The 23,165-nt window shown below is 41.6% G+C and carries 27 protein-coding genes and 1 other annotated feature; of the genes, 4 read left to right on the top strand and 23 right to left on the bottom strand.

All coding sequences use genetic code 11. The features are described 5' to 3' along the window. Positions 1 to 7: 7 nt before the first annotated feature. From KUL10_RS15965 to KUL10_RS15935, 7 genes are read right to left on the bottom strand one after another with little or no spacing between them, the layout of a single operon-like run. On the bottom strand, positions 8 to 1,501 hold the full coding sequence (locus KUL10_RS15965; protein ID WP_110429947.1) for a monovalent cation/H+ antiporter subunit D family protein: 1,494 nt from the start codon (positions 1,499 to 1,501) through the stop codon (positions 8 to 10). Then, positions 1,498 to 1,857 carry a cation:proton antiporter subunit C gene (locus KUL10_RS15960; protein WP_110429946.1) on the bottom strand — a complete coding sequence of 120 codons (360 nt, stop codon included), beginning with the start codon at positions 1,855 to 1,857 and terminating at the stop codon, positions 1,498 to 1,500. The genes KUL10_RS15965 and KUL10_RS15960 overlap by 4 nt, the downstream gene beginning before the upstream one ends. Then, complete coding sequence (locus KUL10_RS15955; protein ID WP_110429945.1) at positions 1,854 to 2,276, bottom strand: Na(+)/H(+) antiporter subunit B; 423 nt, start codon at positions 2,274 to 2,276, stop codon at positions 1,854 to 1,856. The genes KUL10_RS15960 and KUL10_RS15955 overlap by 4 nt, the downstream gene beginning before the upstream one ends. Then, the gene (locus KUL10_RS15950) at positions 2,269 to 2,826 is read right to left on the bottom strand and encodes a DUF4040 domain-containing protein (protein ID WP_110429944.1); all 558 of its coding nucleotides are present in this window, start codon (positions 2,824 to 2,826) and stop codon (positions 2,269 to 2,271) included. The genes KUL10_RS15955 and KUL10_RS15950 overlap by 8 nt, the downstream gene beginning before the upstream one ends. Continuing rightward, entirely contained in the window at positions 2,823 to 3,149 is a 327-nt protein-coding gene (gene mnhG, locus KUL10_RS15945; RefSeq protein ID WP_110429943.1) for a monovalent cation/H(+) antiporter subunit G, read from the bottom strand. The genes KUL10_RS15950 and mnhG overlap by 4 nt, the downstream gene beginning before the upstream one ends. Next, entirely contained in the window at positions 3,142 to 3,483 is a 342-nt protein-coding gene (locus tag KUL10_RS15940) for a monovalent cation/H+ antiporter complex subunit F (protein ID WP_233499859.1), read from the bottom strand. Before KUL10_RS15940 ends, mnhG begins: the two co-directional genes overlap by 8 nt. Then, the gene (locus KUL10_RS15935; protein WP_146216794.1) at positions 3,480 to 3,974 is read right to left on the bottom strand and encodes a Na+/H+ antiporter subunit E; all 495 of its coding nucleotides are present in this window, start codon (positions 3,972 to 3,974) and stop codon (positions 3,480 to 3,482) included. Before KUL10_RS15935 ends, KUL10_RS15940 begins: the two co-directional genes overlap by 4 nt. 259 nt (positions 3,975 to 4,233) lie before the next feature. Here KUL10_RS15935 and KUL10_RS15930 point away from each other — a divergent pair, with 259 nt between their 5' ends. Beyond that, positions 4,234 to 4,638 carry an MAPEG family protein gene (locus tag KUL10_RS15930; RefSeq protein ID WP_110429941.1) on the top strand — a complete coding sequence of 135 codons (405 nt, stop codon included), beginning with the start codon at positions 4,234 to 4,236 and terminating at the stop codon, positions 4,636 to 4,638. Between the two features lie 127 nt (positions 4,639 to 4,765). Here KUL10_RS15930 and KUL10_RS15925 read toward each other — a convergent pair whose 3' ends face one another. Both KUL10_RS15925 and hisIE read right to left on the bottom strand, forming a co-directional pair. Further along, the gene (locus KUL10_RS15925) at positions 4,766 to 5,209 is read right to left on the bottom strand and encodes an Hsp20 family protein (protein WP_110429940.1); all 444 of its coding nucleotides are present in this window, start codon (positions 5,207 to 5,209) and stop codon (positions 4,766 to 4,768) included. A gap of 85 nt (positions 5,210 to 5,294) precedes the next feature. Beyond that, positions 5,295 to 5,978: a bifunctional phosphoribosyl-AMP cyclohydrolase/phosphoribosyl-ATP diphosphatase HisIE gene (gene hisIE, locus KUL10_RS15920; protein ID WP_110429939.1), complete on the bottom strand. Its 684-nt coding sequence runs from the start codon at positions 5,976 to 5,978 to the stop codon at positions 5,295 to 5,297. A 427-nt stretch (positions 5,979 to 6,405) separates the two neighbouring features. Between hisIE and KUL10_RS18685 the strand changes: the two genes are divergently transcribed. After that, positions 6,406 to 6,549 carry a hypothetical protein gene (locus KUL10_RS18685; protein ID WP_158525411.1) on the top strand — a complete coding sequence of 48 codons (144 nt, stop codon included), beginning with the start codon at positions 6,406 to 6,408 and terminating at the stop codon, positions 6,547 to 6,549. Here KUL10_RS18685 and hisF read toward each other — a convergent pair. The 11 genes from hisF to KUL10_RS15860 form a co-directional block, all read right to left on the bottom strand. Next, positions 6,530 to 7,309 (bottom strand): imidazole glycerol phosphate synthase subunit HisF, encoded by a 780-nt coding sequence (hisF, locus tag KUL10_RS15910; protein WP_110429937.1) that lies wholly within the window; start codon positions 7,307 to 7,309, stop codon positions 6,530 to 6,532. The two genes, KUL10_RS18685 and hisF, sit on opposite strands and share 20 nt — an antisense overlap. Before the next feature lie 28 nt (positions 7,310 to 7,337). Next, positions 7,338 to 8,336, bottom strand: coding sequence for a branched-chain amino acid aminotransferase (locus KUL10_RS15905; protein WP_110429936.1), 999 nt, complete (start codon positions 8,334 to 8,336; stop codon positions 7,338 to 7,340). A 287-nt stretch (positions 8,337 to 8,623) separates the two neighbouring features. Further along, positions 8,624 to 9,358, bottom strand: a complete 735-nt coding sequence (gene hisA, locus KUL10_RS15900; RefSeq protein ID WP_110429935.1) for a 1-(5-phosphoribosyl)-5-[(5-phosphoribosylamino)methylideneamino]imidazole-4-carboxamide isomerase — start codon at positions 9,356 to 9,358, stop codon at positions 8,624 to 8,626. A gap of 12 nt (positions 9,359 to 9,370) precedes the next feature. After that, positions 9,371 to 9,982 (bottom strand): imidazole glycerol phosphate synthase subunit HisH, encoded by a 612-nt coding sequence (gene hisH, locus KUL10_RS15895; protein WP_110429934.1) that lies wholly within the window; start codon positions 9,980 to 9,982, stop codon positions 9,371 to 9,373. Then, positions 9,983 to 11,053, bottom strand: a complete 1,071-nt coding sequence (hisB, locus tag KUL10_RS15890) for a bifunctional histidinol-phosphatase/imidazoleglycerol-phosphate dehydratase HisB (RefSeq protein ID WP_110429933.1) — start codon at positions 11,051 to 11,053, stop codon at positions 9,983 to 9,985. A gap of 27 nt (positions 11,054 to 11,080) precedes the next feature. Beyond that, positions 11,081 to 12,169, bottom strand: a complete 1,089-nt coding sequence (gene hisC / locus KUL10_RS15885; RefSeq protein ID WP_110429932.1) for a histidinol-phosphate transaminase — start codon at positions 12,167 to 12,169, stop codon at positions 11,081 to 11,083. Further along, the gene (gene hisD / locus KUL10_RS15880) at positions 12,169 to 13,467 is read right to left on the bottom strand and encodes a histidinol dehydrogenase (RefSeq protein ID WP_146216795.1); all 1,299 of its coding nucleotides are present in this window, start codon (positions 13,465 to 13,467) and stop codon (positions 12,169 to 12,171) included. The genes hisC and hisD overlap by 1 nt, the downstream gene beginning before the upstream one ends. 20 nt (positions 13,468 to 13,487) lie before the next feature. Next, complete coding sequence (hisG, locus tag KUL10_RS15875; RefSeq protein WP_110429930.1) at positions 13,488 to 14,387, bottom strand: ATP phosphoribosyltransferase; 900 nt, start codon at positions 14,385 to 14,387, stop codon at positions 13,488 to 13,490. A gap of 131 nt (positions 14,388 to 14,518) precedes the next feature. Beyond that, positions 14,519 to 14,638 (bottom strand) — a sequence feature (His leader region). Positions 14,639 to 14,827: 189 nt separating this feature from the next. Then, a complete protein-coding gene (locus tag KUL10_RS15870; RefSeq protein WP_110429929.1) occupies positions 14,828 to 15,658 on the bottom strand; it encodes a thioredoxin family protein in 831 nt (276 codons plus the stop codon). An 86-nt stretch (positions 15,659 to 15,744) separates the two neighbouring features. After that, positions 15,745 to 16,335, bottom strand: a complete 591-nt coding sequence (locus tag KUL10_RS15865; RefSeq protein WP_110429928.1) for a CIA30 family protein — start codon at positions 16,333 to 16,335, stop codon at positions 15,745 to 15,747. Positions 16,336 to 16,421: 86 nt separating this feature from the next. Beyond that, on the bottom strand, positions 16,422 to 17,189 hold the full coding sequence (locus KUL10_RS15860; RefSeq protein ID WP_233499858.1) for a hypothetical protein: 768 nt from the start codon (positions 17,187 to 17,189) through the stop codon (positions 16,422 to 16,424). Between the two features lie 241 nt (positions 17,190 to 17,430). Here KUL10_RS15860 and KUL10_RS15855 point away from each other — a divergent pair, with 241 nt between their 5' ends. Then, positions 17,431 to 17,658, top strand: coding sequence for a hypothetical protein (locus KUL10_RS15855; RefSeq protein ID WP_110429926.1), 228 nt, complete (start codon positions 17,431 to 17,433; stop codon positions 17,656 to 17,658). After that, positions 17,659 to 18,114 (top strand): hypothetical protein, encoded by a 456-nt coding sequence (locus KUL10_RS15850; RefSeq protein WP_110429925.1) that lies wholly within the window; start codon positions 17,659 to 17,661, stop codon positions 18,112 to 18,114. A 6-nt stretch (positions 18,115 to 18,120) separates the two neighbouring features. On the opposite strand, the gene hrpB is transcribed toward KUL10_RS15850, so the two are convergent. From hrpB to KUL10_RS15835, 3 genes are all read right to left on the bottom strand, one after another. Next, positions 18,121 to 20,547 carry an ATP-dependent helicase HrpB gene (gene hrpB, locus KUL10_RS15845; RefSeq protein WP_110429924.1) on the bottom strand — a complete coding sequence of 809 codons (2,427 nt, stop codon included), beginning with the start codon at positions 20,545 to 20,547 and terminating at the stop codon, positions 18,121 to 18,123. A gap of 69 nt (positions 20,548 to 20,616) precedes the next feature. Then, positions 20,617 to 21,099, bottom strand: a complete 483-nt coding sequence (locus KUL10_RS15840; RefSeq protein ID WP_110429923.1) for a hypothetical protein — start codon at positions 21,097 to 21,099, stop codon at positions 20,617 to 20,619. 219 nt (positions 21,100 to 21,318) lie between these two features. Continuing rightward, a complete protein-coding gene (locus KUL10_RS15835; protein WP_110429922.1) occupies positions 21,319 to 23,043 on the bottom strand; it encodes an SLC13 family permease in 1,725 nt (574 codons plus the stop codon). Between the last annotated feature and the right edge of the window lie 122 nt (positions 23,044 to 23,165).

Genomic DNA, 23,165 nt, shown 5'->3' with positions numbered 1-23,165 from the left:
TTCTCTCCTATTGCTTAAGTAATGAAAGTGCTGCAGTGGTTGCTGCATCAAATGACAAGTCAGTATTTAAACCAAAGAAAATACACAAACCTGCGCCAATCCATAGTGCTACTGCCATGCCAATCGGTGTTTTACCAACACTATCATCGCCACTCTCCACGGCATGGATATGAACCTTACGACTGCTTCTAAAGTACAGTGACTCGACTATTTTCCATACATACCCGATTGCAAGTACAGAACCAATAACGATTGTAACTACTACGATCCACTGACCAGTTTCAATTGCGGATTCTAACAAGTACCATTTAGTGATGAAGCCAACAGTGCCAGGTACGCCGATAAGGCTGAGACCAGCAATAACCATGGCGGCAAACGACCAAGGGATATCTCTTCCCATACCTCTTAAACTGCCAAGGTCAGTAGTATTAGCCCTATAAAGTAAGATACCCGCGCCCATAAACAATGTTGCTTTTATGACTGCATGGTTGAATAAATGCATAATTGAGGCGGTTAAGCCATTTTGATTAAGCAGTGCCAAGCCAATAATCATATAGCCAATTTGAGCGACACTTGAAAATGCTAAAAGGCGTTTCATTTCGACTTGTTGCCACGCTCTGTAACTGCCGTAAATAACAGCGACACAGCCCAATGAAAGTAAGATTTGTGGCATTAGCATATCGACCCAATATTGGACGGGGTAGAGGTCAAATAAAACACGATATAATGCGTAAATAGATACTTTTGTGGCGGTTGCTGATAGGAATACACTGACTGCAGACGGCGCCTGACTATATGCATTTGGAAGCCAACTGTGTAAAGGGAAAACTGCTGCTTTGAGCGCAATGCCTAACACCATGAAAATAAGAGCTGTTTCAACAAGCTGCATGTGCGCAAACGTTTCGAAACGTTGTGCAATATCGGCTGTGTTTAAGCTCCCAGAGGCTGCGAATAAAAAGCCAACGCCAATTAAGAAAAATGTTGCCCCTACTGTCCCCAGAATTAGATACGAAAATGCCGCTGTCAGCGCTTTCCTGTGTTTTCCCATACTAATGAGCGCATATGTGGATAAAGACGAAATTTCGAGGAAAACAAATAGATTAAAAACGTCACCAGTTAAAGCGATTCCCAGTAAACCCAGTAAACATAATTGAAAAGCTGCATAAAACAGGGGGATAGTTGAATCATCAATTTCGTGCTCAACACTGGACTTAGCATAAATACTAGAGATTGTTGCGATACCACTCACTATCAATGCGATAAAAGCATTTAACGCATCAATCTTATACTCTATTCCCCAAGGAGGTCGCCAACCACCTAGTTCGTAAATAACATGTTTGCCATCAATTACGTCAAGCATAATGATAACTGACAATACAAAACATGCAGTGCTTACCAATAGTGTTATCGCCCATGCAATGTCTTTGTTTTTAAACAATGCTGTAATCGGTGCTGCAATCAGCGGGATAACAACTAAAAGAATGGTTAATTGTTCGTTCATTCTTTTTCATCCATTTGTGAAATCTCGTGTTCTTCTACCGATTCATAAGCTTCTTTAATTCGAATAACGAGTGCAAAACCAAGTGCTGTCGTCGCAACACCAACTACGATAGCAGTCAACATCAATACTTGTGGAAGAGGGTTTGAATACAAAGTATATCCCTCGGCTACGATTGGAACTGTTCCGCCATCTACCTTACCAAGGCTTACATAGAATAAAATAACCGCTGTTTGAAACATCGCTAAACCAGCTAGTTTTTTTATTAAGTTTGAACGACTCATAAGGGTGTATAGACCTACCATCATGACTGCGATAATCAACCAGTAATTGATGTGCCCAACTATATAATCAATCATTCCGGAGCCACCCTTCTAGCAAATGTAAAAAAGAGCAGAACCATCACCGATGCAACGGTCAACCCAACGCCTAGCTCTATGATAATGATACCAATGTGTTGACCCGCGACAGGCTCTTCTGCAAGTACGCTATAATTTAAGAAGTTTCCACCTTTGAGCATTGCCACGACCCCAACACCGGCATATAGCAAAACACCCAAACTAGCTCCTAAGCGCAGAACCCATTCTGGTATTAATTGCAATGCGGCTTGCATACCATAGGTTAACGCGTAGAGCAAAATTGCAGAACTGAATATCACGCCAGCTTGAAACCCACCACCAGGACTGTAGTCACCATGGAATTGCACATATAAAGCAAAGAGGATGATGACTGGAGAGAGCCATTTTGTTGCTGCGCGTAGGACAAGGTCATTATTCATTGGCAGACTCCTTTACTCTTAGTTTTCTGCGATTGCCGAGCAACATCAAAACACCTATGCCCGCTGTAAGCACTACTGTTACCTCACCTAATGTGTCGAAGCCTCGGTAGCTTGCGAGTACGGCAGTTACGAGATTAGGTACTCCGGTGTCCTTTTGTCCATCTTTTATATATCGAGCCGCAACTTGTTGATGTGGGGCGCTGTCAATTTTTCCAAGTTCAGCGATATCGTGAGTGCCGTAGATTAATACTCCCCCCATCACAAAACACATGATGAGTGGTGCAACTCTTGTCTTTGCTGTTGACACTAGTTCATGGCCGCTCTTGGTCGATGCTAGTGTCACCAGCATTAGAACCGTAGAAATGCCTGTGCCTACAGCAGCCTCAGTAAATGCAACATCAGGCGCATCTAAAACAACAAAAAGTCCTGCAACAAGAAGACTATAAAGCCCAAACAACATTGCCATTGCAAAAAGGTGACGGGTTTTAAGCACCGCCAACGCCATTACAAGTAGAAATACAAGTAAGACCAAATTAACAATTAAGCTCATGTATCCGCCTTGTCTTTGCTAATGATGTGAATTTTTTGATTGTGTGTTAAGCCCCAGCGCCACGCATTATTTGCAAGTGCATAAGAAGATACTGGACTCGTGAATAGCAGGAATAGGAAGATTAATATGCATTTGACGACAATAATGTAGTGATCAGCTTGAAACGCAAGCCCAGTGAGTATTAAGAATGAGCAAAGGGTATCAGTGACCCCAACAGCATGTAATCTAGCATATAAATCAGGTAATCGAATTACGCCAATACCGCCAATCAATCCAAGTAAGCACCCAATTCCTATCAGTATGAAACCAATGATTTCAAGCATTTTTATCTCCTGAATCACTTTTATTATTGGACTCTTCAATTAACTTTTTTTTGGCTTGCTCATCTTCATTTGCAAAAAACTTACCTCTTTCAACAAGTCTTAAGGCTGCAATAACACCAACGAAGTTCAAAAGAGAATACAGCAGTGAAATATCGAGTAAGTCATGTCTACCCGAGTAAAAGGCAAACAAGGCAACGAGTAAAACAGCTTTTGTACCAAACATATTGACGGCAAGAATGCGGTCGAAGACATTTGGGCCGAGTAGTGCTCGCGCTAATCCAAGGGCCATTGTGATACAAATAGCCAAGCCTGCAGCTAGATAGTACATGCTCATTTAGTTGAGGCCTCCAAAGGTTTGATTTCATATTGGCTCGGCATTATGTCGAGAATGTCGTTATCAGCCAACGCTTGCGCACCTTCGGCGCTAATGGTGTGTACAAGAAGGGTATGGTCGTGCAAAGCAATGCTTGCAGAACCTGGTGTTAATGTTATGGCATTTGCATAAAGTACTTTAGCGACATCATTATCGTAGGGTACATCAATAGTGATAAATGTAGATTCAACCTTTTTGAATCCGAGTACGCGCAAACTGACATCGATATTAGAAACAACGATTTTTACAAAGAGTTTACCGAGAAAGTTAAGCAAACTACCAGTGACGAAAAAGGTGTAACTTTCTTTATCTATCCGAAGCATTCGCTTGGTAAGCCATAAAGAAACAGCAACGGAAAATACACCAAAGGCAAGCATTAACGGTTCGTACATACCAGAAAGTAACAACCAGACGATGACAAGCATCACCCCTAGTCTAAATAGATGGCTCAATTGTTCACTCCTGAATAAAATGTGTCGCGCGATACTGTTTGACTATCGGCATACCTAGCGTGGTAATTAGAAATAAATTCGATGTTTTTCACTTAGGTGCTTAAAACTAAAAGCATTTATTTAATCTAACAATCGATTTACTTTAAAACAAGTTTATTGGCGCGATTATGTGCTTCAAAGTTGTTATATTAACTAAGTTGTTTATATATAACGCCTTTTACTTTACATGAATCTAACTTAATCACAAAGAGAATTAATAATGAACTTTCCGTTAACCGCTTTATTTACCGGTATCTTAGGCTTGGTATTTTTATACCTTTCGTTTGCCGTTGTTGGTGCTCGACGAGCAAATGCTGTGGGGATCGGCGACGGTGGAGTGGCTAAACTTCAGCAAGCAATCCGCGCGCATGGCAATTTTGCTGAATACACGCCAATATGTCTGATTTTGTTTTTTATTGCAGAATTAAATGCCGCCCCGTCTTGGATTTTATACGTTTTCGGTGCATTACTCGTTTATGGAAGAATATTTCACGGCATTGGATTGCTAAAGAATCCAGGGGTTAGTTGGCAGCGTTTTTCTGGCATGATTGCAACTTTTTTAGTCTTGTTGGGGTTAAGCGTGTTTAATTTAGGAGTGTTTGCAGCAAGTTATTTTAATTTTTAAGGGCGTCAAAGCACACTGATTTTATAGCTTTGATTGATGCTTTATTATTGCCATAATTCTACGAGTTATTAGTGCAAAAAGGCGCCCGATTGGGCGCCTCATCTAGGGAATATGTTTACTTTAAGGCTTATTGGTTTTCAATTAATTGGCTACCAATTTCGATACGTCTTGGCTTTTTAGCTTCGGGTACAACCCTTTCTAGGTCGATGTGCAATAAGCCGTTATCCATATCTGCTGCAAGCACTTTTACATTGTCGCCGAGTTGGAATTTTCGTTCAAAGTTCCGCGCTGAAATGCCTTTGTGTAGGAATTTACGTTCCTCTTCTGTCTTGTTAGCTTCTTTGTTTCCGCTGACTTTCAGTGTGTTCTCTTGAACTTCAATAACCACATCGTCTTTTGCAAATCCTGCAACAGCCATCGTGATTCTGTATTTGTCTTCACCCAGTAATTCGATATTGTATGGCGGGTAAGATGCTTGTTTTTCATTGCGAGCAGCAGCATCAATCATAGATGCAAGATGGTCTGAGCCAATGAATGAACGGTAAAGTGGAGATAGATCGATAGTACGCATAGTCATATCCTTTTTAAATTTAAGCAATATGTATTAATTAAGTGTCCCGATTATTCGGCGACGGTTTTTGTGACCCTTTCGGCGTCTACAATATCAATATGTGAACACATGCTATTTTTTCAAGGAAATATTTTAAAAAATTTAAATTATTTTTTTGATGACGTTTTTGCAACACTTCAATCGAGTCTTGAAGTGATAAATCACTGGCCTGAAGCAATACAATCAAGTGGTAGAGTAGGTCAGCAGATTCATTTTTTAATTCATCTAAATCCTTTACTGTTGCCGCTAAGGCTGTTTCGACACCTTCTTCACCGACCTTTTGTGCGATGCGCTTAATTCCCTTTGAGTATAATTCTGCTGTATAGCTAGAACTCGGATCAGCCGACTTTCTAGCAGACAAAACCTGCTCTAATTCGGCAACGAAGCTCATGGTAGGCAATTCGCCATCGAACCAACAGCTTGTTGTGCCTGTATGACAAGTAGGGCCATTTGGCTTGACTAAAACTAACAGTGAATCTTCATCACAATCGGCGCTAATGCTTTTTAACTCAAGGGTGTTACCGCTAGTTTCACCTTTTGTCCATAGACGCTGTTTAGAGCGGCTGAAAAAGGTCACTAGTTGAGTATCGAACGTTTTCTCTAACGCTGCTTTGTCCATGTAACCTTGCATCAACACTTGTGCTGAAAATGCGTCCTGAACGATACATGGAAGTAAGCCGTCCATTTTTTCCCAAGCGAGTTGATTTAAATTGTCTTTTGTTACTTTCATATTAATTTCCTTTGCTTGGTTTTATATTTTTTAAAGCGATTTGTTACACACGCGTCATACCTACGCACAGACGTTATTCCTACGCAGAACGTCATTCCCGCGCATGCGGGAACCTCCTTGGAACATAGCAAAACTAACATCCACCACTGTGCTCCGTAAGCTATATTCAGCTTTTGCCAGATAAGCCCACTCCCTTTCATAAAACCGCACGAGGGCATCCATGCCGCTTTGGTGCCGCGTCCTTGCGGCACAAATTTTATGAAAGGGAGTGGGCTTATCTGGCGCGCTGAATGTTCTCTGGTAATGTTTGCTCATTAGTTTTGTTAGCACGAAACTAAAGAAACATCATTTCCATACCCATCATTCCCGCTTACGCGAGAACCTCCTTGGAACACAGCAAACTCGAAAATCATCAGATTTGCATGTAATGTACGAGATTCCCGCATGCGCGGGAATGACGAGTAAGTTCCCAGGAATGACGAGTAAGTTCCCAGGAATGACGAGAAAGTTCGCGGGAATGACGGATTACGCAGGTGACAGATATTCACCCGCTACTTATTCACCCGCATGACAACACCTTGCTCACTAAGCCACGCCTTAAGCTCTGGTATATCAATTATCGATTTATGAAAAACAGAAGCTGCCAATGCTCCGTCAACATCTGCTTGTTTAAACACATCAGCAAAGTGTTGCATTTCGCCGGCACCGCCTGATGCAATCAGCGGCACATGGCAGGCATTGCGCACTGCGCTAAGTTGCTCAAGGTCATAACCTTTACGAACTCCGTCTTGGTTCATGCAATTAAGCACGATTTCACCCGCGCCATGGGTTTGCACTTCTTTAATCCAGTCGATGGTTTGCCACGCTGTTTTTTGTGTGCGGCTTTCGTCGCCTGTGAACTGATAAACTTCGTATTTTTGTGTTTCTTCGTTATAAAAACTGTCGATACCAATTACGACACACTGTTGACCAAATGTGTCGTGAAGCTCTTTAATTAAACTCGGATTAGCAAGGGCAGGGCTGTTAATGGATATCTTGTCAGCACCCATTTCTAAGATTTTGCCAGCATCTTCTACAGACTTGATTCCGCCTGCGACACAAAATGGTATGTCGATGACTTGCGCTATTTTGCTGACCCAGCTTTTATCAACGACGCGCTGATCGCTAGAAGCGGTAATATCATAAAACACAAGTTCGTCTGCGCCAGCTTTCGCATAGCGTTCCGCCAAGGGGACGATGTCGCCTATAATTTCGTGATTTCTAAACTTAACGCCTTTGACAACCACGCCGTCTCTGACATCTAAGCAAGGAATAATACGTCTTGCTAACATAAATATTTGGCCTTTATAAAATGTACGATTAAGCTATTTTGACTAACCAATTGTGTTTGTCTTGTGCTTTACCCCATTGAATATCATTTAAACGCTGTCTGAGTTTCATGGTGGTTTCGCCAGGCTCGCCATTGCCAACTTGATATTCTTTACCGTTGTGAATAAACGTACCTACGGGAGTTAATACTGCCGCAGTTCCTGATAAAGCTGCTTCGGTGCCCGGTTTTTGAGCGCGTTCTAGTAATTCTTCAACAGTAATATCTCGTTCGCTAACTGTCATGCCCATATCAGCAGCAAGCGTTAAAACTGAGCTACGTGTGACACCGTGTAGGAAGCTTGAGTCGAGCGCTTTGGTGATGATTTCATTGCCATCAATAAGCACAAAGTTAGCCGCGCCAGTTTCTTGAACATCGCCATTTGGGCAAAATAAGATTTGGTCTGCTTGTACTTCGCTGCGCGCTTCTAAGATTGGGCCTAAGGCACTTGCGTAGTTACCACCGCTTTTGATCATACCCATGTGAGGTGCGCAGCGCATGCCTGTCTCATCTAGTAGCAAACGTAAAGGCTTAGCACCGCCAGCAAAGTAATCACCTACTGGAGAAAGCAATACGTACATCATCGAGGTAGCAGAAGGTGCTGCAGCTTTGCCAATTGATGCTTCCATACCGATGTGCGTAGGGCGAATATACATCGAGCCAGGAGGCTCGGGTACTTCGTCTGCATACATTGCGACAATGTCTAAAATCATCTTCGATATTTGTGCATCGTCCACTGGTGGTAAATTAAGCAATTGCGAACTTTGCTTAAAGCGAGCGACGTTTTGGTCCATTCTAAACACATAAATACCGCCATCTTCGTGACGAAATGCTTTTAAACCCTCAAAACAAGTACTTGAATAGTGAAGCACATGTGCGCCTGGGTGCATACTAATGGCATCTGATGAGACCACTTGTGTCTCACTCCACTTTTGATTTTCAAAGGTCGCCATTGCCATTTTAGGCATAAATACGGTACCAAACACTGCCATGTTATCTTCCTACTTGTATGAATATTCATTGTCTACTTATTCTACATTGTAATTGAATAAGTAGGGCTAACAAAGTTATTTGATCAAGGCTTTAGGTGGACTTATCACCTTATTTCACTCATTTTTGAGGATAAGCCACTTAAGTTGGTCTAAACTTTTCTTATCAATGTGAACAACTTGTTAAATTAAGCGCCTAATTGAATCGATTTATTGCTTTTTACGTGATTACTAATTGAAGCTATCGCTCGTAAAAAAGTCCACTAATGTGCATTTTTTAGCAAGTAAGCCTATGCTTCCCAGCATTCAATTGCTTGTTTAACCGTAAATTTGCCCTCTAACAGGGCGCGACCTAAAATAACACCGGCCACATTAGTTGGCTTAAGTACTTCAATGTCATTCAAACTGCCGATACCGCCAGAAGCTTGCCATTCGATCTCGGGAAATTGCTTTGCAACCTCTGTGTAAAGTACATCATTAGCGCCTTGTAATGTGCCATCTCGACTGATATCCGTGCACAGTACATGCTTAAGGCCCACTTTTTTATAGCGCTCAATTAAGCTTTCAATCGACACGCCAGAATCTTTTTGCCAACCGTGTGTTGCTACAAATTTGTTGCCGCTTTCATCAATGTTAATATCCAGTGCTAACACAATATGCTCAGCACCAAACTCTTGCATCCACTGCTCTACAACTTCTGGCTGTGTGACTGCAAGTGAACCTATGACTACGCGTTCAACGCCCGCGTTTAACAAGCCTTCCACATCGGCTTTTGTGCGCACGCCGCCGCCACTTTGAAACTTCATGCGTTTGGTCGCAACCATAGACGCTATCAACTCAAGTTGGCGTTTATTTGTATCTTTTGCACCTGTTAAATCAACGATATGAAGCCACTGCGCGCCATCATCAGCATATTGATGCACAACATCAACGGGGTCGAGTTTATATTCAGTCGTCTGATTGTAATCACCTTGGTAAAGTCTAACGACTTTGCCTTCAATAAGGTCAATGGCTGGGATGATCATGAATAAGTGTCCTTACATCTTTAAAAAGTTTTCGAGCAAGTGCGCACCCGCATCACTTGAGCGTTCTGGGTGAAATTGAACACCGTAGAAATTGTCTTTGTGAATGGCGGCAGAGAAAACACCGCCGTACTCACAGCTTGCAAGCGTGTGCTGATAATCCTCAATCGCGAAACTGTGAACAAAATAGAAAAACTCGCCATCGCCAATGCCTTTAAACAAGTCATTGTTGTATTTGTTGACAACTTTGTTCCAACCCATATGCGGCAGACGAAGCTCGCCAACTTGCATACGCTTTACCTGTCCGGGTATTAAATTGAGACAGTCAGTGGTTTTTGTTGAACCAAATTCGCCTTCTTGCGAATCTGACACCATCAGTTGCATACCTAAACAAACACCTAAGACGGGTTGAGTCAGCCCTTGAAGGCATGCCTCTAACTGTTTTGCTTTGATGCTTTTCATCGCGGCAGGCGCAGAACCAACCCCAGGTAACAGGACCTTATCTGCAGCACTAATCACTGCTGTATCGTCACTTACGGTGACTTGTGCACCTATGCGTTCAAAAGCGAACTTAACAGAAGAAATATTAGCGCAGCCAGTATTCACAATGACCAGATTACTTGCCATTTACAACGCTCCTTTGGTGCTAGGTAGTGCATCACCTTGTTTGCTGATCGCTTGTCTTAACGCACGTCCGAAGACTTTGAACAGACTTTCAACTTGGTGGTGTGCGTTGCCCTCGGTCGTCGAGAGATGCAAAGATAAACCCATTGACTGAGCGATTGAATAGAAGAAGTGAGGCACCATCTCGGTAGCCATTTCACCTACTGACTCGCGTGTAAATTCAGCTTCAAATTTAAGGTGCGGTCGGTTTGAAATATCCATAATGCACTCTGCGCGACATTCATCCATTGGCAAAGCAAAGCCAAACCGGCCGATCCCACGTTTATCGCCTAGCGCTTTTTTCAAGCATTCACCCAGTGCTAATGCTGTATCTTCGACACTGTGGTGATCATCAATATGTAAATCCCCGTCAACTTTTACATCTAGATAAAAGCCAGCATGGGTGGCGATTTGGTCAAGCATGTGGTCAAAAAAGCCCAGACCTGTGTGGATCTCAGGTTTATCAGCTTTATCTAAATTTACTGTGACGTGAATGTCAGTTTCAGAGGTGGTGCGAATAACGGTTGCCGTGCGTTCTGTAACTAGTATCTGCCTTGAGATAGCTGGCCAGTTGTTAGTTTTGGGATCATATTTAATGCCTTTGATACCCATGTTTTCAGCGAGTTGAATGTCGGTATCGCGATCGCCAATTACAAACGAACGGGTAAAGTCGACTTTGCCTTGTTGCAAATACTCTTTTACCAACCCTAGTTTAGGCTTGCGGCATGAGCAATTGTCTTCGTCAAAGTGAGGGCATATCAGTACATCATCAAACTTGACACCTTGGCTAGTGAATATTTGCATCATCAAATCATGAGGTGCATCAAAGTCGGCTTGCGGGAAGCTATCGGTGCCCAAACCATCTTGGTTAGATACCATGACCAACTTAAAACCAGCATGCTGAAGTTTGAGTAATTCAGGAATGACTTGTGGCTCGAAGACCAACTTTTCAAGTTTATCTAACTGCTTGTCGACAGGCGGCTCTTCTACTAGCGTGCCGTCTCTATCAATAAAAAGAATAGCTTGTTGACTCATTTCTATATTCCTATGCTTCGTCACGCTTTATGCGTAAAATGCCCTGATTAATTCGATAAGCTGTTGGTTTTGTTGTTCGTCACCAATACTAATCCGCAAACAGTTTTCGAGCATAACTTGCTTCGATTGGTCGCGAATAAGCATTGAATTTGCAACTAAGTAGTCCATCAGTGCTTGTTTTTGTTGCGTGCGAAACAGCACAAAGTTGCCATAGGTTGCGCCCACGACTTCAATGTCACCAATAGTATTTAATTGTGCCGCCATCTCGCTTAAGTATTCATTCAAAGTGTTAACTTGCGATTGCATGTATTGCAATCCAATAGGGCTTAAAGCTTGAGTGGCGATTTGAGCAACTGGCGCTGCGATTGGGTACGGCGCGATGACTTTAAGCAAGGTTTGAATAATCTGCGCTGATGAAAGGGTAAATCCACAACGCAAACCTGCCAGAGCAAAGGCTTTTGATAAAGTACGCAAAACAACTAGATTGTCGTAAGTATCAAGCAAAGCTGTTTGCGTGCTTTCTTGATCAAACTCTATGTAGGCCTCGTCAACCACAACGATGGCTTGGTCTTTAAATGCTTCTAATACCTCAATTATATCAGCGCGTTTAACGCTTGTACCTGTCGGGTTATTTGGCGAACAGATAAATACCACTTTGACTTTACCGACATAGCGCTTGATATCTTCAAGATTTAGTGAGAAATCAGCGTTTAATAGCGATTTTTCAACACCCACATTAAAGGTCTGTGCACTGATCGCATACATCCCATAGGTGGGCGGGCAAATCAGCACACTGTCTTTTTCAGCTTCACAAAACGCGCGGATGACCAACTCGATACCTTCGTCTGCGCCACGTGTTACCAAGGTTTGTGGCTTTACTAAACCCGCATATTCAGCATAAGCACTGATTAACTCATCGGGTTGGCAGTCTGGATAACGATTATAAAACTCGCTGTTGATCTCGTAGTCTTTGCTAAAAGGTGATTCGTTTGCATTCATCCAAACGCGTTTCACGTCATCTGATGAATCTGCGGCTGAGAACAAGCGTCGAGCAGATTCATATGGTGTAAGTTGATTGACGTGATCAACTGTGAGGTTTTCTAGCCACTTACTCATTATGTTATACCTGTATCATTGAGCCTTATGGCAACTGCGTGTTTGTGAGCATCTAAACCTTCAGCTTCAGCTAAGTCCATAATGGCATCGCCGATATTTTGTAAGCCTTCTTTGCTGAGTTCTTGAATTGTATAGCGGCGCATAAAGTCAAGTAAACCGAGGCTGTTGTAGTTTCGTGCATAACCATAGGTGGGCAATACGTGATTAGTACCACTTGCGTAATCGCCCGCTGATTCAGGTGAATACGCACCCACAAAAATTGAACCTGCGTGACGTAGTTTTGCCACTAACTCACGGGCATTTTCGGTTTGTACGATTAAGTGTTCAGGCGCATATGCATTAGATACTGCAACAGATTCATCAAGATCTTTGGTCAAAATATAGCGACTGTGCTCAACTGCTTTTCCTGCGATGTCTTTTCTCGATAATTGTGCAAGTTGCAACACAACTTGTTGGCGTGTCAGTTCGATCAATGATTCGCTATCACTTACCAATACAGCTTGTGAATCTGCACCGTGCTCTGCTTGGCTGAGCAAATCTGCGGCGACATAAGCTGGATTAGCATCTGCGTCGGCAATGACTAGTACTTCAGATGGACCGGCGGGCATATCAATTGCCGCGCCGCCAATTGCTTGGCTAACTTGTTGTTTAGCTTCTGTTACAAAACTATTACCAGGGCCAAAGATTTTATCTACTTTGGGAATGGTTTCTGTGCCAAAGGCCATAGCCGCCACCGCTTGTGCGCCGCCACACAAGTAAATGTGCTTGATACCACAAATTTTTGCAGCGTATCTTATTTCAGCAGCGATAGTGCCCTGAATCGATGGAGGGGTGCACAATATGGGTAATTCACATCCTGCTACTTGTGCGGACACACCTAACATTAAGACCGTTGATGGCAATGGAGCGCTTCCGCCGGGAATATATAATCCTACCGCTTCAAGGGCGGCATGTTTTTGTTCGCAAATGACGCCGGGCGCTGTTTCAATGCGAATATCTTGAGGACGCTGTGCTTCGTGAAAGGTTTTTATATTTTGATAAGCAGTATCAATCGCTAGTTTAACCTTTGTGCTTAACTCTGCTTCTGCATTGTCTATCAATGCTTCATCAAGGCGCAGTGAACTTAATTCGGCACCATCAAACTCTTTAGTGTAAGACAGTACAGCTGCGTCTTTATTTTCACGCACTTGGCTGACAATTTTGGTAACAGTATCTTTTAGCAACGCACTGTCTTTTAGGGCAGGCCGAGACAAAGCTTGAGCTTGTTCGTCTGTAGAAAGCGCACTCCAAACAATAATTGTTGACGCATCCATCGGCATTACCCCATCATTTTCTCAATTGGCATGACTAGGATGGAACTACAGCCAAGGGCTTTTAGTTTTTCCATCGTTTCCCAAAACAGCGTTTCTGAACTCACAACGTGTATCGCTACTGTGTCTTGGTTGCCAGCAAGTGGCAATACGGTTGGGTTTTCAGCACCAGGAAGTAAACTTTTAACTTGCTCAAGATAAGCTGAGGGCGCGTGCAGCATGATATATTTGCTTTCTTTAGCCTGCATCACACCATCGATGCGTGGCAGTAAACGATTGACGAGTGCTTGCTTGTCTTCGCTTAGCGCTTGTTCTTTTTGAATTAATACCGCTTTTGATTGAAAAATAACTTCTTGTTCTTTCAGGCCATTCGCTTCGAGTGTTGCTCCTGTTGAGACCAGGTCACAAATTGCATCAGCAACACCCGCTCTCGGGGCGACTTCAACAGAGCCCGTTAGCATGACCGCTTTGGCATCGATACCTTCATTTTTGAAGTATCGTTCAAGTAGGTAAGGGTAGGTGGTCGCGACTTTAGTGCCGTTTAGAGAGCTTGTGTCTTTGTAGTTCATTTCATTTGGGATCGCAATTGATAAACGGCAACCTCCGTAGTCTAGGCGACGAAGTGTTTCAAAGCCGGCAGGGCGATTCGACGCTTGACGTTCAAGCATTTTTTCTTCTAATTCGTTTTCGCCGATAAAGCCCAAGTCAACAACGCCATCCATGACTAACCCCGGGATGTCATCATCGCGCACAAGCAGCAAGTCGATCGGCTGATTAGTTGAATGGGCAATAAGCAAGCGATCTCTAATTTGAAGCTTTATGCCAATCGCTTTTAAAAGTGCAATACTGTCATCACTCAAACGGCCTTTCTTTTGAACCGCTATCTTTAGTCTTTTAGTGTCGCTCATTGCTTATTTTCCTTGTTTACTCTTATGTGTAATGGATAACTTATTACTCAGTATCTTATGATTACCATCAAAGAGGGTGTTGAAACGTTTGTCTTTATTACAGCTAGCATGAATAACGCGAGCGATTGAAAAAGAAAAACCCTCAAAAGTTTCCTTTCGAGGGTTTGAGATTTATCTTCTTACCACTGGAAAGGAAACACGACCCTTCCAGCACCAACCTGAAAGGTTATGCTTGCAAATGATGATGGTGGCAAAAAGTTGTTTTATTCATTTATAAACGTCTTCGTTTAAGATGGCACGCATGTTAGCCAAAGCGCACACAATAATCAACTGTGATTATCGATATTTGTGTGTGTTTTGAGCGCTTTATTCATGGTTTTTTGTTCTAAGTAATGTCATCAATATGATTTATACCTTGAGCCTTATATTTAGGCTTTCTTTTACTCAGTTTCCCAACTCTGTTTAGCTTGTACTTCTTGTTCAATCATCTGAATGGTCAATGCCGATGGATGTATCTTACGGAGCTTGTGAATACTTTTTTGAAGTTGTCCTCTAAACTGACGTGCTTCATTCCACAAGGCATAGAAGCCTTTGCTGTCTTCCAACGTCTTGTTTACATCTTTTAATAAGTCAGGTCCCATTTTTTTATAAGCTAATGAGAGTCTTTCTGCTTGTGATTTTTCAAAGGCTTTTAATTCAGGAGTCAGTGCTTGAACACCAGTGCTACCAAGTAAAGAAGTGGGGTTGGCAAAGTCTTTTAAATACTCTTCGTAAGGCACGCTTGCGCCACTAGACCACTTAGGAAGTGAGTCAAAATTGACAATTTGACCTGAAATGGGCTCGATAATCATCACGGTTGGCGTTGCAAAATAAGTAGGGTAACCAAAGTGTTCAGTTATTGCTCGACGGTCTTCTAGATATCCCACATCAATAAATGCAAGTTCATATTCACGATTTAAAATCTTTTGCATCTCTGGCTTTGAAAATTGAGCTGCAACTGCGCGGCTGTCGTGACACCATTGTGCACCCAGTACAACCATCGCTAGTTTATGATTTGTCTTCGCAGATTGAATAGCATCTAGGGCCGTTTGCATCGGATTGTCTGTAGGATTAAATTTATACGCTGCTAAGGTCTTTGAGTCATCAATGTTTCCCGCAGAGTGAGCAAAATGAGTTAAGCAAATCAAAACTATAAACACGAAACTGCGTTTTATCATCAGCTGTAGTTGACGAGGCTTGCTCAAATGTATGCGATTGAAAATTAACGGCATGTTCAGTCCCTGATATGTTGTTGCAGTGTGTTGAGACAAGCCTGCGTGAATAAATAGAGTTGGTCAAGTATCATTATCATAAAATCTTAAGCTTGCTCAAACCACGTAATGGAGTCGACAAGTAATTTAAACTTACCTTCCTGTTTTTCAGAAATCATCAATGCGACTTGTCTTACACTGGGCCAACTTAAAGCTGGAGCATCAATGACCTGTCGCCCTCTGAAACTCGCTTTAAAATCTGTTAGTGAAAATATATGTTCGCTTACTTCACCTTGTAGAGTGGTAAATGAGGCTGAGTATGAGACGCCATCGTAATAACCGTCCATTCGAAAACGAAGTTGATAGGTTTTACCATCTCCTACTACTCGGACTCTAACCAGCGCTTTATTGCTCAATGATGTTAATCGAAGAGGACGCCTTACCGACGCAAACCCACCGTTATTGCGCAGCGATAGTATGCCATAAAAAAACGCGCTACCATCAATGATGTCCAAACCCGCTCGCGAGAGTCCGCCCATGACTGTATCATTAACTACTCGCCACTCTTGAATTTCTGTTTTTTCTTCAAAGTTTATCATAGGAATAGAGGATGCGTTGGCATGGTAGCTTGCGGTTGCTATCAGCAGGTTGATCCAAATTAGCTTCGCAAGCAATGCACCTCGCCTTGTTAAAAGCATGCTTAATGTTCTCGTTAACTCATTTATTGCATTAATACGCTTCGTCGATTATTGAAGTTCAACTGCGCCTTAAAAGCCTTGTTTAATTAGCGGTATGTATCGCAGCGCCTTTCCCAACCTTTTATCCATTTGGCCTCAATTTCTCTTTGTGGAGAATTGTATACTCGTCTATTCAGTACATACTTGCATGCTTGGCTAAATGCTACATTAATGTTTTGTTGGTCATCTTGAATATTAAGTAACACCTGTAGCAGTCCCCAACCCTTGTCAGCATATCGCTCTGACTTGGAAACACCCTCACCCTTAAAATTAACGTAATCTATCAATGAGTATAGGCCTAGAGAGGTATTGGCTAGTTTGTAGAATCGTTCTCTCACGTGTTTTTGTTGCGCTAAACTTAAATTTTCATTCAGCATCAGTGGTAATGCACGTTGCATTCTATTAAAAATGAAATTTATTTGATGAGAGAACGTGTTCAGCATGAGCCTTTTCAAGGCCAACATTTTTTCACTATTGATTGCGTTTGTGTATTTCTCTTTTGAATGGAAAGGGAAATCTCGATTATTGAGCATCCACTCGGGAACAGCCACATCGTGTACTAACAGATATTCAATAAAATCAGGAAACGTTTCTGTAAAAGGGCTATTTAAGCCTTTGGGAAACCAAATGAAATGCCCAAGCCCAAGGCTCGCAAAGTTTTCACCTTCATTCCATGCAATCAAATAATTAGGGTTTGAACCTGTTTCGTTTTGATAAATCTTCTTCGCAATTGAATCTAGCTGACTTTGGGTGATGCTAATATCGTCATGAGTGTGATGTGACTCAGTTGCTACCAGTGTGCTTTGCGGTAACATTAAAAAACACAAGCATAACAAAGCACAACTTGTTCGGTAACTTAGGGTGTGATTCGTGGACATTAATTTCTTATTTTCCTTTTCGAAGATTCTATTTCACTCACTAACATAAGAATTTCAAACCTATTAACCACGCTAAAAATATCACGTCGACAAGAATATTTACATTTAAGAACGTGGCTATTTTAGGCTTTTAGTCTGCTTATAATGTAAACTAGGCGCTAGACTAGAGAGGTTTTCAGTGAATCCAGTTCGAAAAACAAAAGATAAATTTAAACAAGCAATACGCGATAAAGCGATTAAAAGAGCTTACACAAGAATCGTATTGGCTAAAGCTAAACCAGACGACTTTGCTACTGAAGAGCTTGAAGTGATTGTTCAAGAAGAAGAAGCAAAAATCTATTCTGCGATTAAAGAAAAGGGACTTTTAGCAGTGCTAGCATTGCTAGGCATTGGAGTATTTGGTTAAATGAATAAACTCATTAATATTGTATTGTCTGGTTTGTTGTGGCGGCGATACAAATTTTTGTTAGTTAGCTTAGTGATTACTGTTATTAGTATGGTCATCGTTGGGCAAATTCATCAAGACTATTTAAGTTACAATGCACTTCTGGAAGAGCCAAAACACGTAGGGCTATCATTTGCACTTAAGTGGTTAATATGGATAGGCAGCGTGATTTTGTTTTTGGGTGTAAATCATTGGTATAACCAAAAGAAACAAGCAGAAAAAGAGCTCGATTCAGGTGGCACCAATACGGCACTAAAAAAATTGTTGGGTCGCTTACAGGTTACTTCAACGGATGAAAAGTCTGAGCAACCACAAAAGAAAGGCCAGCCCAAAGACCCTTTTGAGGCATTGCGCAGCAAAGACAAGCTGCGGTCCTATGCTGATGTGATTATCGAGAAAAAACAGTCTAATGACTAAGACTCGCTAACCCACGCTCGGGTCATCAGGCCATCTGTGTTTAGGGTAACGCCCCCGCATTTCTTTTTTTACCTCGCTGTAACTGCCTTTCCAGAATCTAGGCAAATCCATAGTAGTTTGAATAGGCCGTTGAGCGGGGGATAATATCTCACAAATGATAGGGATCTTTCCCCGCATAATATAAGGATGTTCTTTTAGTCCATACAATTCTTGCATACGGACTGATAACACCACTTTGCCATCTTCTTGATACTCTAGGTTAGCTGCCCGCCCATTAGGCAATTCAAGTTTTAATGGTAATAATGTATCTAACGTTTTTTGCTGCTGATACGTGAGCATAGACTTTAATAGCGTTTGAAAAGGTAACTTACTCAAGCTTTTAAATTCAATTGTTTTTTCTAAGGCTGGCAATAACCATTGGTCGGCATATTTAATTAGGTTGGCATCACTCAACAGTGGAAAGTCTGCTTCAATACTGGATAGCATGTTGACTCGTTGGATGAAATTTTTAGCATGCTTATCAAAAGGAATAAATCCTATGCCGCGCTCGGTCAACAGTCTTTGCCAAATGGTTACCATTGAGGTTGATGGGCTGATACTTTTATTTTGATGCGATACTTTGATTGCATTAAATTTCCGTTGTTCTATTGCACTTATTTTCTGTTTCTGTTCATCCCAATATAATGCTTCTTCGACTGAAAAGTGCTTTGAAAAATGCTTTTCGAGCTGTTCTATCGTAATCGGTTGTGCATATTTTATGACCGTGTTGTTTGCATTGCTGCCAATAACTTGTAATGAAGCAATACTTATCCATTTAGCAGAGGTGATAATGGCGCTCTCACTTACCTTTGAATGCATTGAAGCTCCACTACCATTGGCCATGGTGTAATTTTGGGCCACTCGCTTTTTTGCGATCCACAATGGAAAGCCTAAGCCAACGATGACCGCAAGTTCATCTAGTGGCCAAGTTTGCAAAGTAATATTAAACCTTTGATGCCATTGCGTAATTAACTTCCATATTTCATTTTGTTTATTTGCAAGTAAAAAATTGAATCTATCTTCGAGTAATGGGGTACTGGCGTGAATAAGTGGGTCTTTACTCTCTAATAAAGCACAAAGTGCACATGCCATGGATAAATGTGCAACACTGATTGCTTGGGCCTTAAGCAACATAACAGCAACGTCTGGATTTGTGCCTAATTGCTGTGCTTTGGTACCCAGTCCAGTCAGTTTTCCCGATTCATCAATAAGCCCCAGTTTTAGCAATTGTTTATTAGCATGCGCTTGCTGCGTCTGGCTAGGGAGATCAATCAAGCTTAATTGAGCAAGGTTCGACCCCCAAGCTTTTGCTTCAAGTGTAATTCCAGAGATATCGGTCGTTAAGATTTCTGCAGGGTGTTTTTTTGCTAGTCGAAAATGCAGTTCTTCATTCCATAAGCGATAACACGTGCCAGGCATGAGTCTACCAGCGCGACCAGAGCGTTGTTCTGCAGAAGCTTGCGAAATCCTTTGAGTTAACAATTGGGTCACACCCAAGCGCAAATCAAAGCGGCTGGACTTTTCTAAGCCACTGTCAATGACCACTTCGATTCCGTCAATTGTGAGGCTCGTTTCGGCAATATTCGTACTTAATATCAGTTTGCGCATACCCACCGGAGCCGCCTGTAATGCCTCAGCCTGAGCTTGCTTTTTTAGACTAGCGTGAAGGGGCAAGACCATTAAATCAGACCAGTAACCCTCAAATAGGTGTGACAATTTATTTATTTCATATGTACCCGGCAAGAATACCAATATATCTTTTATATGCTTTGAGTAGGCCTCTTTAATTATCTCTGATACCTGTTCCACTAATTTAATTTGTTTATTTATGCTCGGTCGATATTGGATATTAACTGGGTAGCTTCGCCCTTTTGAGCTAAATACGGTTGCCTTCGGCATTATCTTTTTTATGTCATCTATATCAAGGGTCGCAGACATGATTAATAACCGTAATTGTTCATTAAATGCCTCTTTGAGTTCCAGTGATAAAGCTAAAGAAAAGTCTGCATGCAGACTACGCTCATGGAATTCGTCAAAAATAATAATTCCAATATTGGATAACTCTGGATTGTCTTGGATCATTCTTGTCAAGACGCCTTCGGTTACTACTTCTAAGCGAGTATGCAGACTAACTTTCGACTCTCCTCGGATTCTATAGCCGATTGTCTTCCCTAAAGGTTCCTTGAGCTGTTTAGACAGGTATTCTGCAACTGTTTTTGCTGCAACCCTGCGAGGTTGTAACATGATGATTTTCTTTGATTTGAATTGTTGAAGCGCCAGAAGATGTAAGGGGATGCAGGTGGATTTGCCTGCGCCGGGTGGCGCAATGACAATTGCATCACCATCGTGTAGCTGATTTAATAAAGACGGGATTATTTCTTCGACAGGTAGCAAGGAGGAGGACACTTCATTAGGTTTATATATTTAAAGTGTAACGTACTAATGTTTTTGAGATAAGTCCTGTTATATACTTGAGTCGGGGTCAATCGTTATATTGTAATCAACCGCTATTGGGCCAAAGTTCGAACCAGCACTTGAAATAGTAATATCACCATACACCTCGACAGTAAAATCAATACCCGAGTTTTTACTGGTGACCGCTGCAGATTCGCCATCTCTTAGGATGAAAACCCCGCCTTTTGCCCCCTTAATTCTTACCTTGGGATTGAAGTATATTGCCCCATTGGTAGAACCAGAAACGTTGATGAGATAATTTGAATTTTTATCAATGTTGGTGATAATCAATTGACCAATTGACACATTGCCATTTATATCGCTACAGTCTTGTCTCACACCATTTAGACGCGTAAGTCGACATTTTGAAGCGTCTGAAAGATTAACCGAACCAAAGTGTACGTCCTGTACTTTATTAATCTCAGGTTCGGCCAAAATTTGGAAGGTGCAAAGCAAACAAAGTAAGCACGTTAATGTAGAATTCAATTTCATAACCGCTTCCCTATATCATCCGTGAAAGATTTCCGTTACTAACTACTAACCCATCATCAGTGCGCTTGTGTTTGCTTGCACGGGGACTTTAACGTTAATATTTTTGCTAACTTAAGCTCAAAAACGACAAATAATACTTGATGATGAGGAATTTCAGTATTTTGAATGATAATGGACTAATTATTATGAGCTAGGGGTTAGCGTTGGTTTACCTAAACCTTAAAGATATACCCAATACAAAAGGAAAATGACAATAGAAGAATAAGTAATCGAAATAGGCAGACCTAACTTAATAAAGTGCTTAAACTTATAATCAGTGGCACTAAAAACCAATAGGTTAGTTTGGTACCCATAAGGTGAAATAAAACTTGCACTTGCGGCGAATGCGACAGCGAGAGCGAAGGGCATAAGCGGAAAGTTTAACGCTTGGACCATTCCATAAGCAAACGGGAACATGAGCGCAGCTGCAGCGTTGTTCGTAACAAATTCAGTTAACAGTAAGGTCAGTAAGTAAATTGCGATTAACGCATACAGTGCGCCACCTGTGGTAACGTAAGGACTAATAAAGCTAGTTAATATGTCTAACACACCGCTGCTTTCAAGTGCTGTGGCTAAACTCAACGCGCCAACAATAACCAGTATTAAGTTAAGGGGGAGGTTTCGTTTTATTTCCGCAATTGAACTGATTTTTAGAACGACTAGACTCGCGGCGAAAAAAAGCAGGGCATTTGCCAATGGAACCACTGTAAACGCAGCGATTGCAATGGTCAGTATAAAGCCAAGAAGCGTAAAGTTTTCCTGTAGGCTACTAAGTTTTCTCGCGATTTTTTGTTCAGAAACTACAAAAAAGTTTTTGCTAATATTGTCTCGATTTTGGAAGTCACCGCCTGTGGCGAGTAGCAGAAAATCCCCAGCTCGTAGCTTAACGTCACCCATCTTGCCAGAGATTTGTTCTCCGTCTCTTCGAATGGCAACCACTGCGGCATCGAATAGCGCTCTGAACCCTATCTGCTTCATTGACTTTCCAATAATGGGAGCACGATTAGATATTATCACCTCAGTTAGATTTTCTCGCATTAATCCGTCTGTTTCGGCAAAGGTAGTGAGGCCTTTTATGTGCTCTAGGTTATCGATCTTTTGAATGTTGCCTGAAAAAATCAATTTGTCATTGGCCTCAATGATAAATTCGGGTGAAATGGGTGAGATTATTTGACCTTTTCTTACTACCTCGAGCAAAAATAGTTCAGGCAGATTACGCAAATGATTTTGTTCTACGGACTTACCAATTAATTCTGAATCAGACTCAACCTCAGCCTCTATTAGATAGCTCTGATACTTACTTTGGCTACCAGCAAATGTCGGAAGTAAAGGACTCAGGATGAAAAGTAAAAGACCACAAATCAAGCCAGCAGTCATACCAAACAAGGTAAAGTCGAAAAAGTTAAACCCTGGATGGCCATGTTCCTTTAGAAAGCTGTCAACTATCAGGTTTGTCGAAGTACCAACAAGCGTGACTGTTCCACCTAAGATTGCTGCATATGATAGAGGTATCAATAACTTAGAAGGTGCGTGAAGCTGATTTTGCTTTATAGGGCCAATTAGACTCGCCACGATTGCAGTATTATTTAACAGCGCTGAAGAAGAAAATGTCAGCGCAAACATTTTCCAAAAGCTCTTAGCAAACGACTTATTTATGATGGCGCGGCCAAGTCGTTTGATAAAAGCTGTTTTGTCGATAGAGCTGCTGACAAGCAGCAGTAATATAAGCGCTACAAGACCATTATTAGTCAGGTTGACAAGAATATCGTCAAAGCTAAGTTGTTGTGTCAGAAGTAATAAAAGTACGCTACCCGAAAAAATAGTCGATGGGCGTTTACTGGTAAAAATAAGCGCGAAAATGGTACAGGTAAAAATAGCCAGTACTAAAATTTGTTCGATAGTCATTTTCTATTTAAATCCTGACTATTTACAGTGAATGAATATTGATGATGAAAACAAAGGGGGCATTTGGTTTGCTCTAAATATTTTATTGTTATGTATTGTTTTTATACTTGGTTTATATTTTT

It is taken from the genome of Glaciecola sp. KUL10 (assembly GCF_003203515.1).
GTDB lineage: Bacteria > Pseudomonadota > Gammaproteobacteria > Enterobacterales > Alteromonadaceae > Glaciecola.
Note: the sequence above shows the minus strand (reverse complement) of the source record. Positions and strands in the feature narration are given on the sequence as shown.

Excerpts from the sequence above, each read along its gene's own strand:
- KUL10_RS15835 (WP_110429922.1), bottom strand. The coding sequence starts at position 23,043 with ATGACTATCGAACAAATTTTAGTACTGGCTATTTTTACCTGTACCATT.
- hisIE (WP_110429939.1), bottom strand. The coding sequence starts at position 5,978 with ATGAAAGTAACAAAAGACAATTTAAATCAACTCGCTTGGGAAAAAATG.
- KUL10_RS15930 (WP_110429941.1), top strand. The coding sequence starts at position 4,234 with ATGAACTTTCCGTTAACCGCTTTATTTACCGGTATCTTAGGCTTGGTA.
- hisF (WP_110429937.1), bottom strand. The coding sequence starts at position 7,309 with ATGTTAGCAAGACGTATTATTCCTTGCTTAGATGTCAGAGACGGCGTG.
- KUL10_RS15940 (WP_233499859.1), bottom strand. The coding sequence starts at position 3,483 with ATGAGCATGTACTATCTAGCTGCAGGCTTGGCTATTTGTATCACAATG.
- KUL10_RS15960 (WP_110429946.1), bottom strand. The coding sequence starts at position 1,857 with ATGATTGATTATATAGTTGGGCACATCAATTACTGGTTGATTATCGCA.
- hisC (WP_110429932.1), bottom strand. The coding sequence starts at position 12,169 with ATGAGTAAGTGGCTAGAAAACCTCACAGTTGATCACGTCAATCAACTT.
- hisG (WP_110429930.1), bottom strand. The coding sequence starts at position 14,387 with ATGAGCGACACTAAAAGACTAAAGATAGCGGTTCAAAAGAAAGGCCGT.
- KUL10_RS15965 (WP_110429947.1), bottom strand. The coding sequence starts at position 1,501 with ATGAACGAACAATTAACCATTCTTTTAGTTGTTATCCCGCTGATTGCA.
- KUL10_RS15870 (WP_110429929.1), bottom strand. The coding sequence starts at position 15,658 with ATGCCGTTAATTTTCAATCGCATACATTTGAGCAAGCCTCGTCAACTA.
- KUL10_RS15850 (WP_110429925.1), top strand. The coding sequence starts at position 17,659 with ATGAATAAACTCATTAATATTGTATTGTCTGGTTTGTTGTGGCGGCGA.
- hisB (WP_110429933.1), bottom strand. The coding sequence starts at position 11,053 with ATGAGTCAACAAGCTATTCTTTTTATTGATAGAGACGGCACGCTAGTA.
- KUL10_RS15865 (WP_110429928.1), bottom strand. The coding sequence starts at position 16,335 with ATGCTTTTAACAAGGCGAGGTGCATTGCTTGCGAAGCTAATTTGGATC.
- hisH (WP_110429934.1), bottom strand. The coding sequence starts at position 9,982 with ATGGCAAGTAATCTGGTCATTGTGAATACTGGCTGCGCTAATATTTCT.
- KUL10_RS15950 (WP_110429944.1), bottom strand. The coding sequence starts at position 2,826 with ATGAGCTTAATTGTTAATTTGGTCTTACTTGTATTTCTACTTGTAATG.
- KUL10_RS15955 (WP_110429945.1), bottom strand. The coding sequence starts at position 2,276 with ATGAATAATGACCTTGTCCTACGCGCAGCAACAAAATGGCTCTCTCCA.
- hisA (WP_110429935.1), bottom strand. The coding sequence starts at position 9,358 with ATGATCATCCCAGCCATTGACCTTATTGAAGGCAAAGTCGTTAGACTT.
- KUL10_RS15925 (WP_110429940.1), bottom strand. The coding sequence starts at position 5,209 with ATGCGTACTATCGATCTATCTCCACTTTACCGTTCATTCATTGGCTCA.
- KUL10_RS15905 (WP_110429936.1), bottom strand. The coding sequence starts at position 8,336 with ATGGCAGTGTTTGGTACCGTATTTATGCCTAAAATGGCAATGGCGACC.
- KUL10_RS15860 (WP_233499858.1), bottom strand. The coding sequence starts at position 17,189 with ATGTTACCGCAAAGCACACTGGTAGCAACTGAGTCACATCACACTCAT.
- KUL10_RS18685 (WP_158525411.1), top strand. The coding sequence starts at position 6,406 with ATGTACGAGATTCCCGCATGCGCGGGAATGACGAGTAAGTTCCCAGGA.
- mnhG (WP_110429943.1), bottom strand. The coding sequence starts at position 3,149 with ATGCTTGAAATCATTGGTTTCATACTGATAGGAATTGGGTGCTTACTT.
- KUL10_RS15840 (WP_110429923.1), bottom strand. The coding sequence starts at position 21,099 with ATGAAATTGAATTCTACATTAACGTGCTTACTTTGTTTGCTTTGCACC.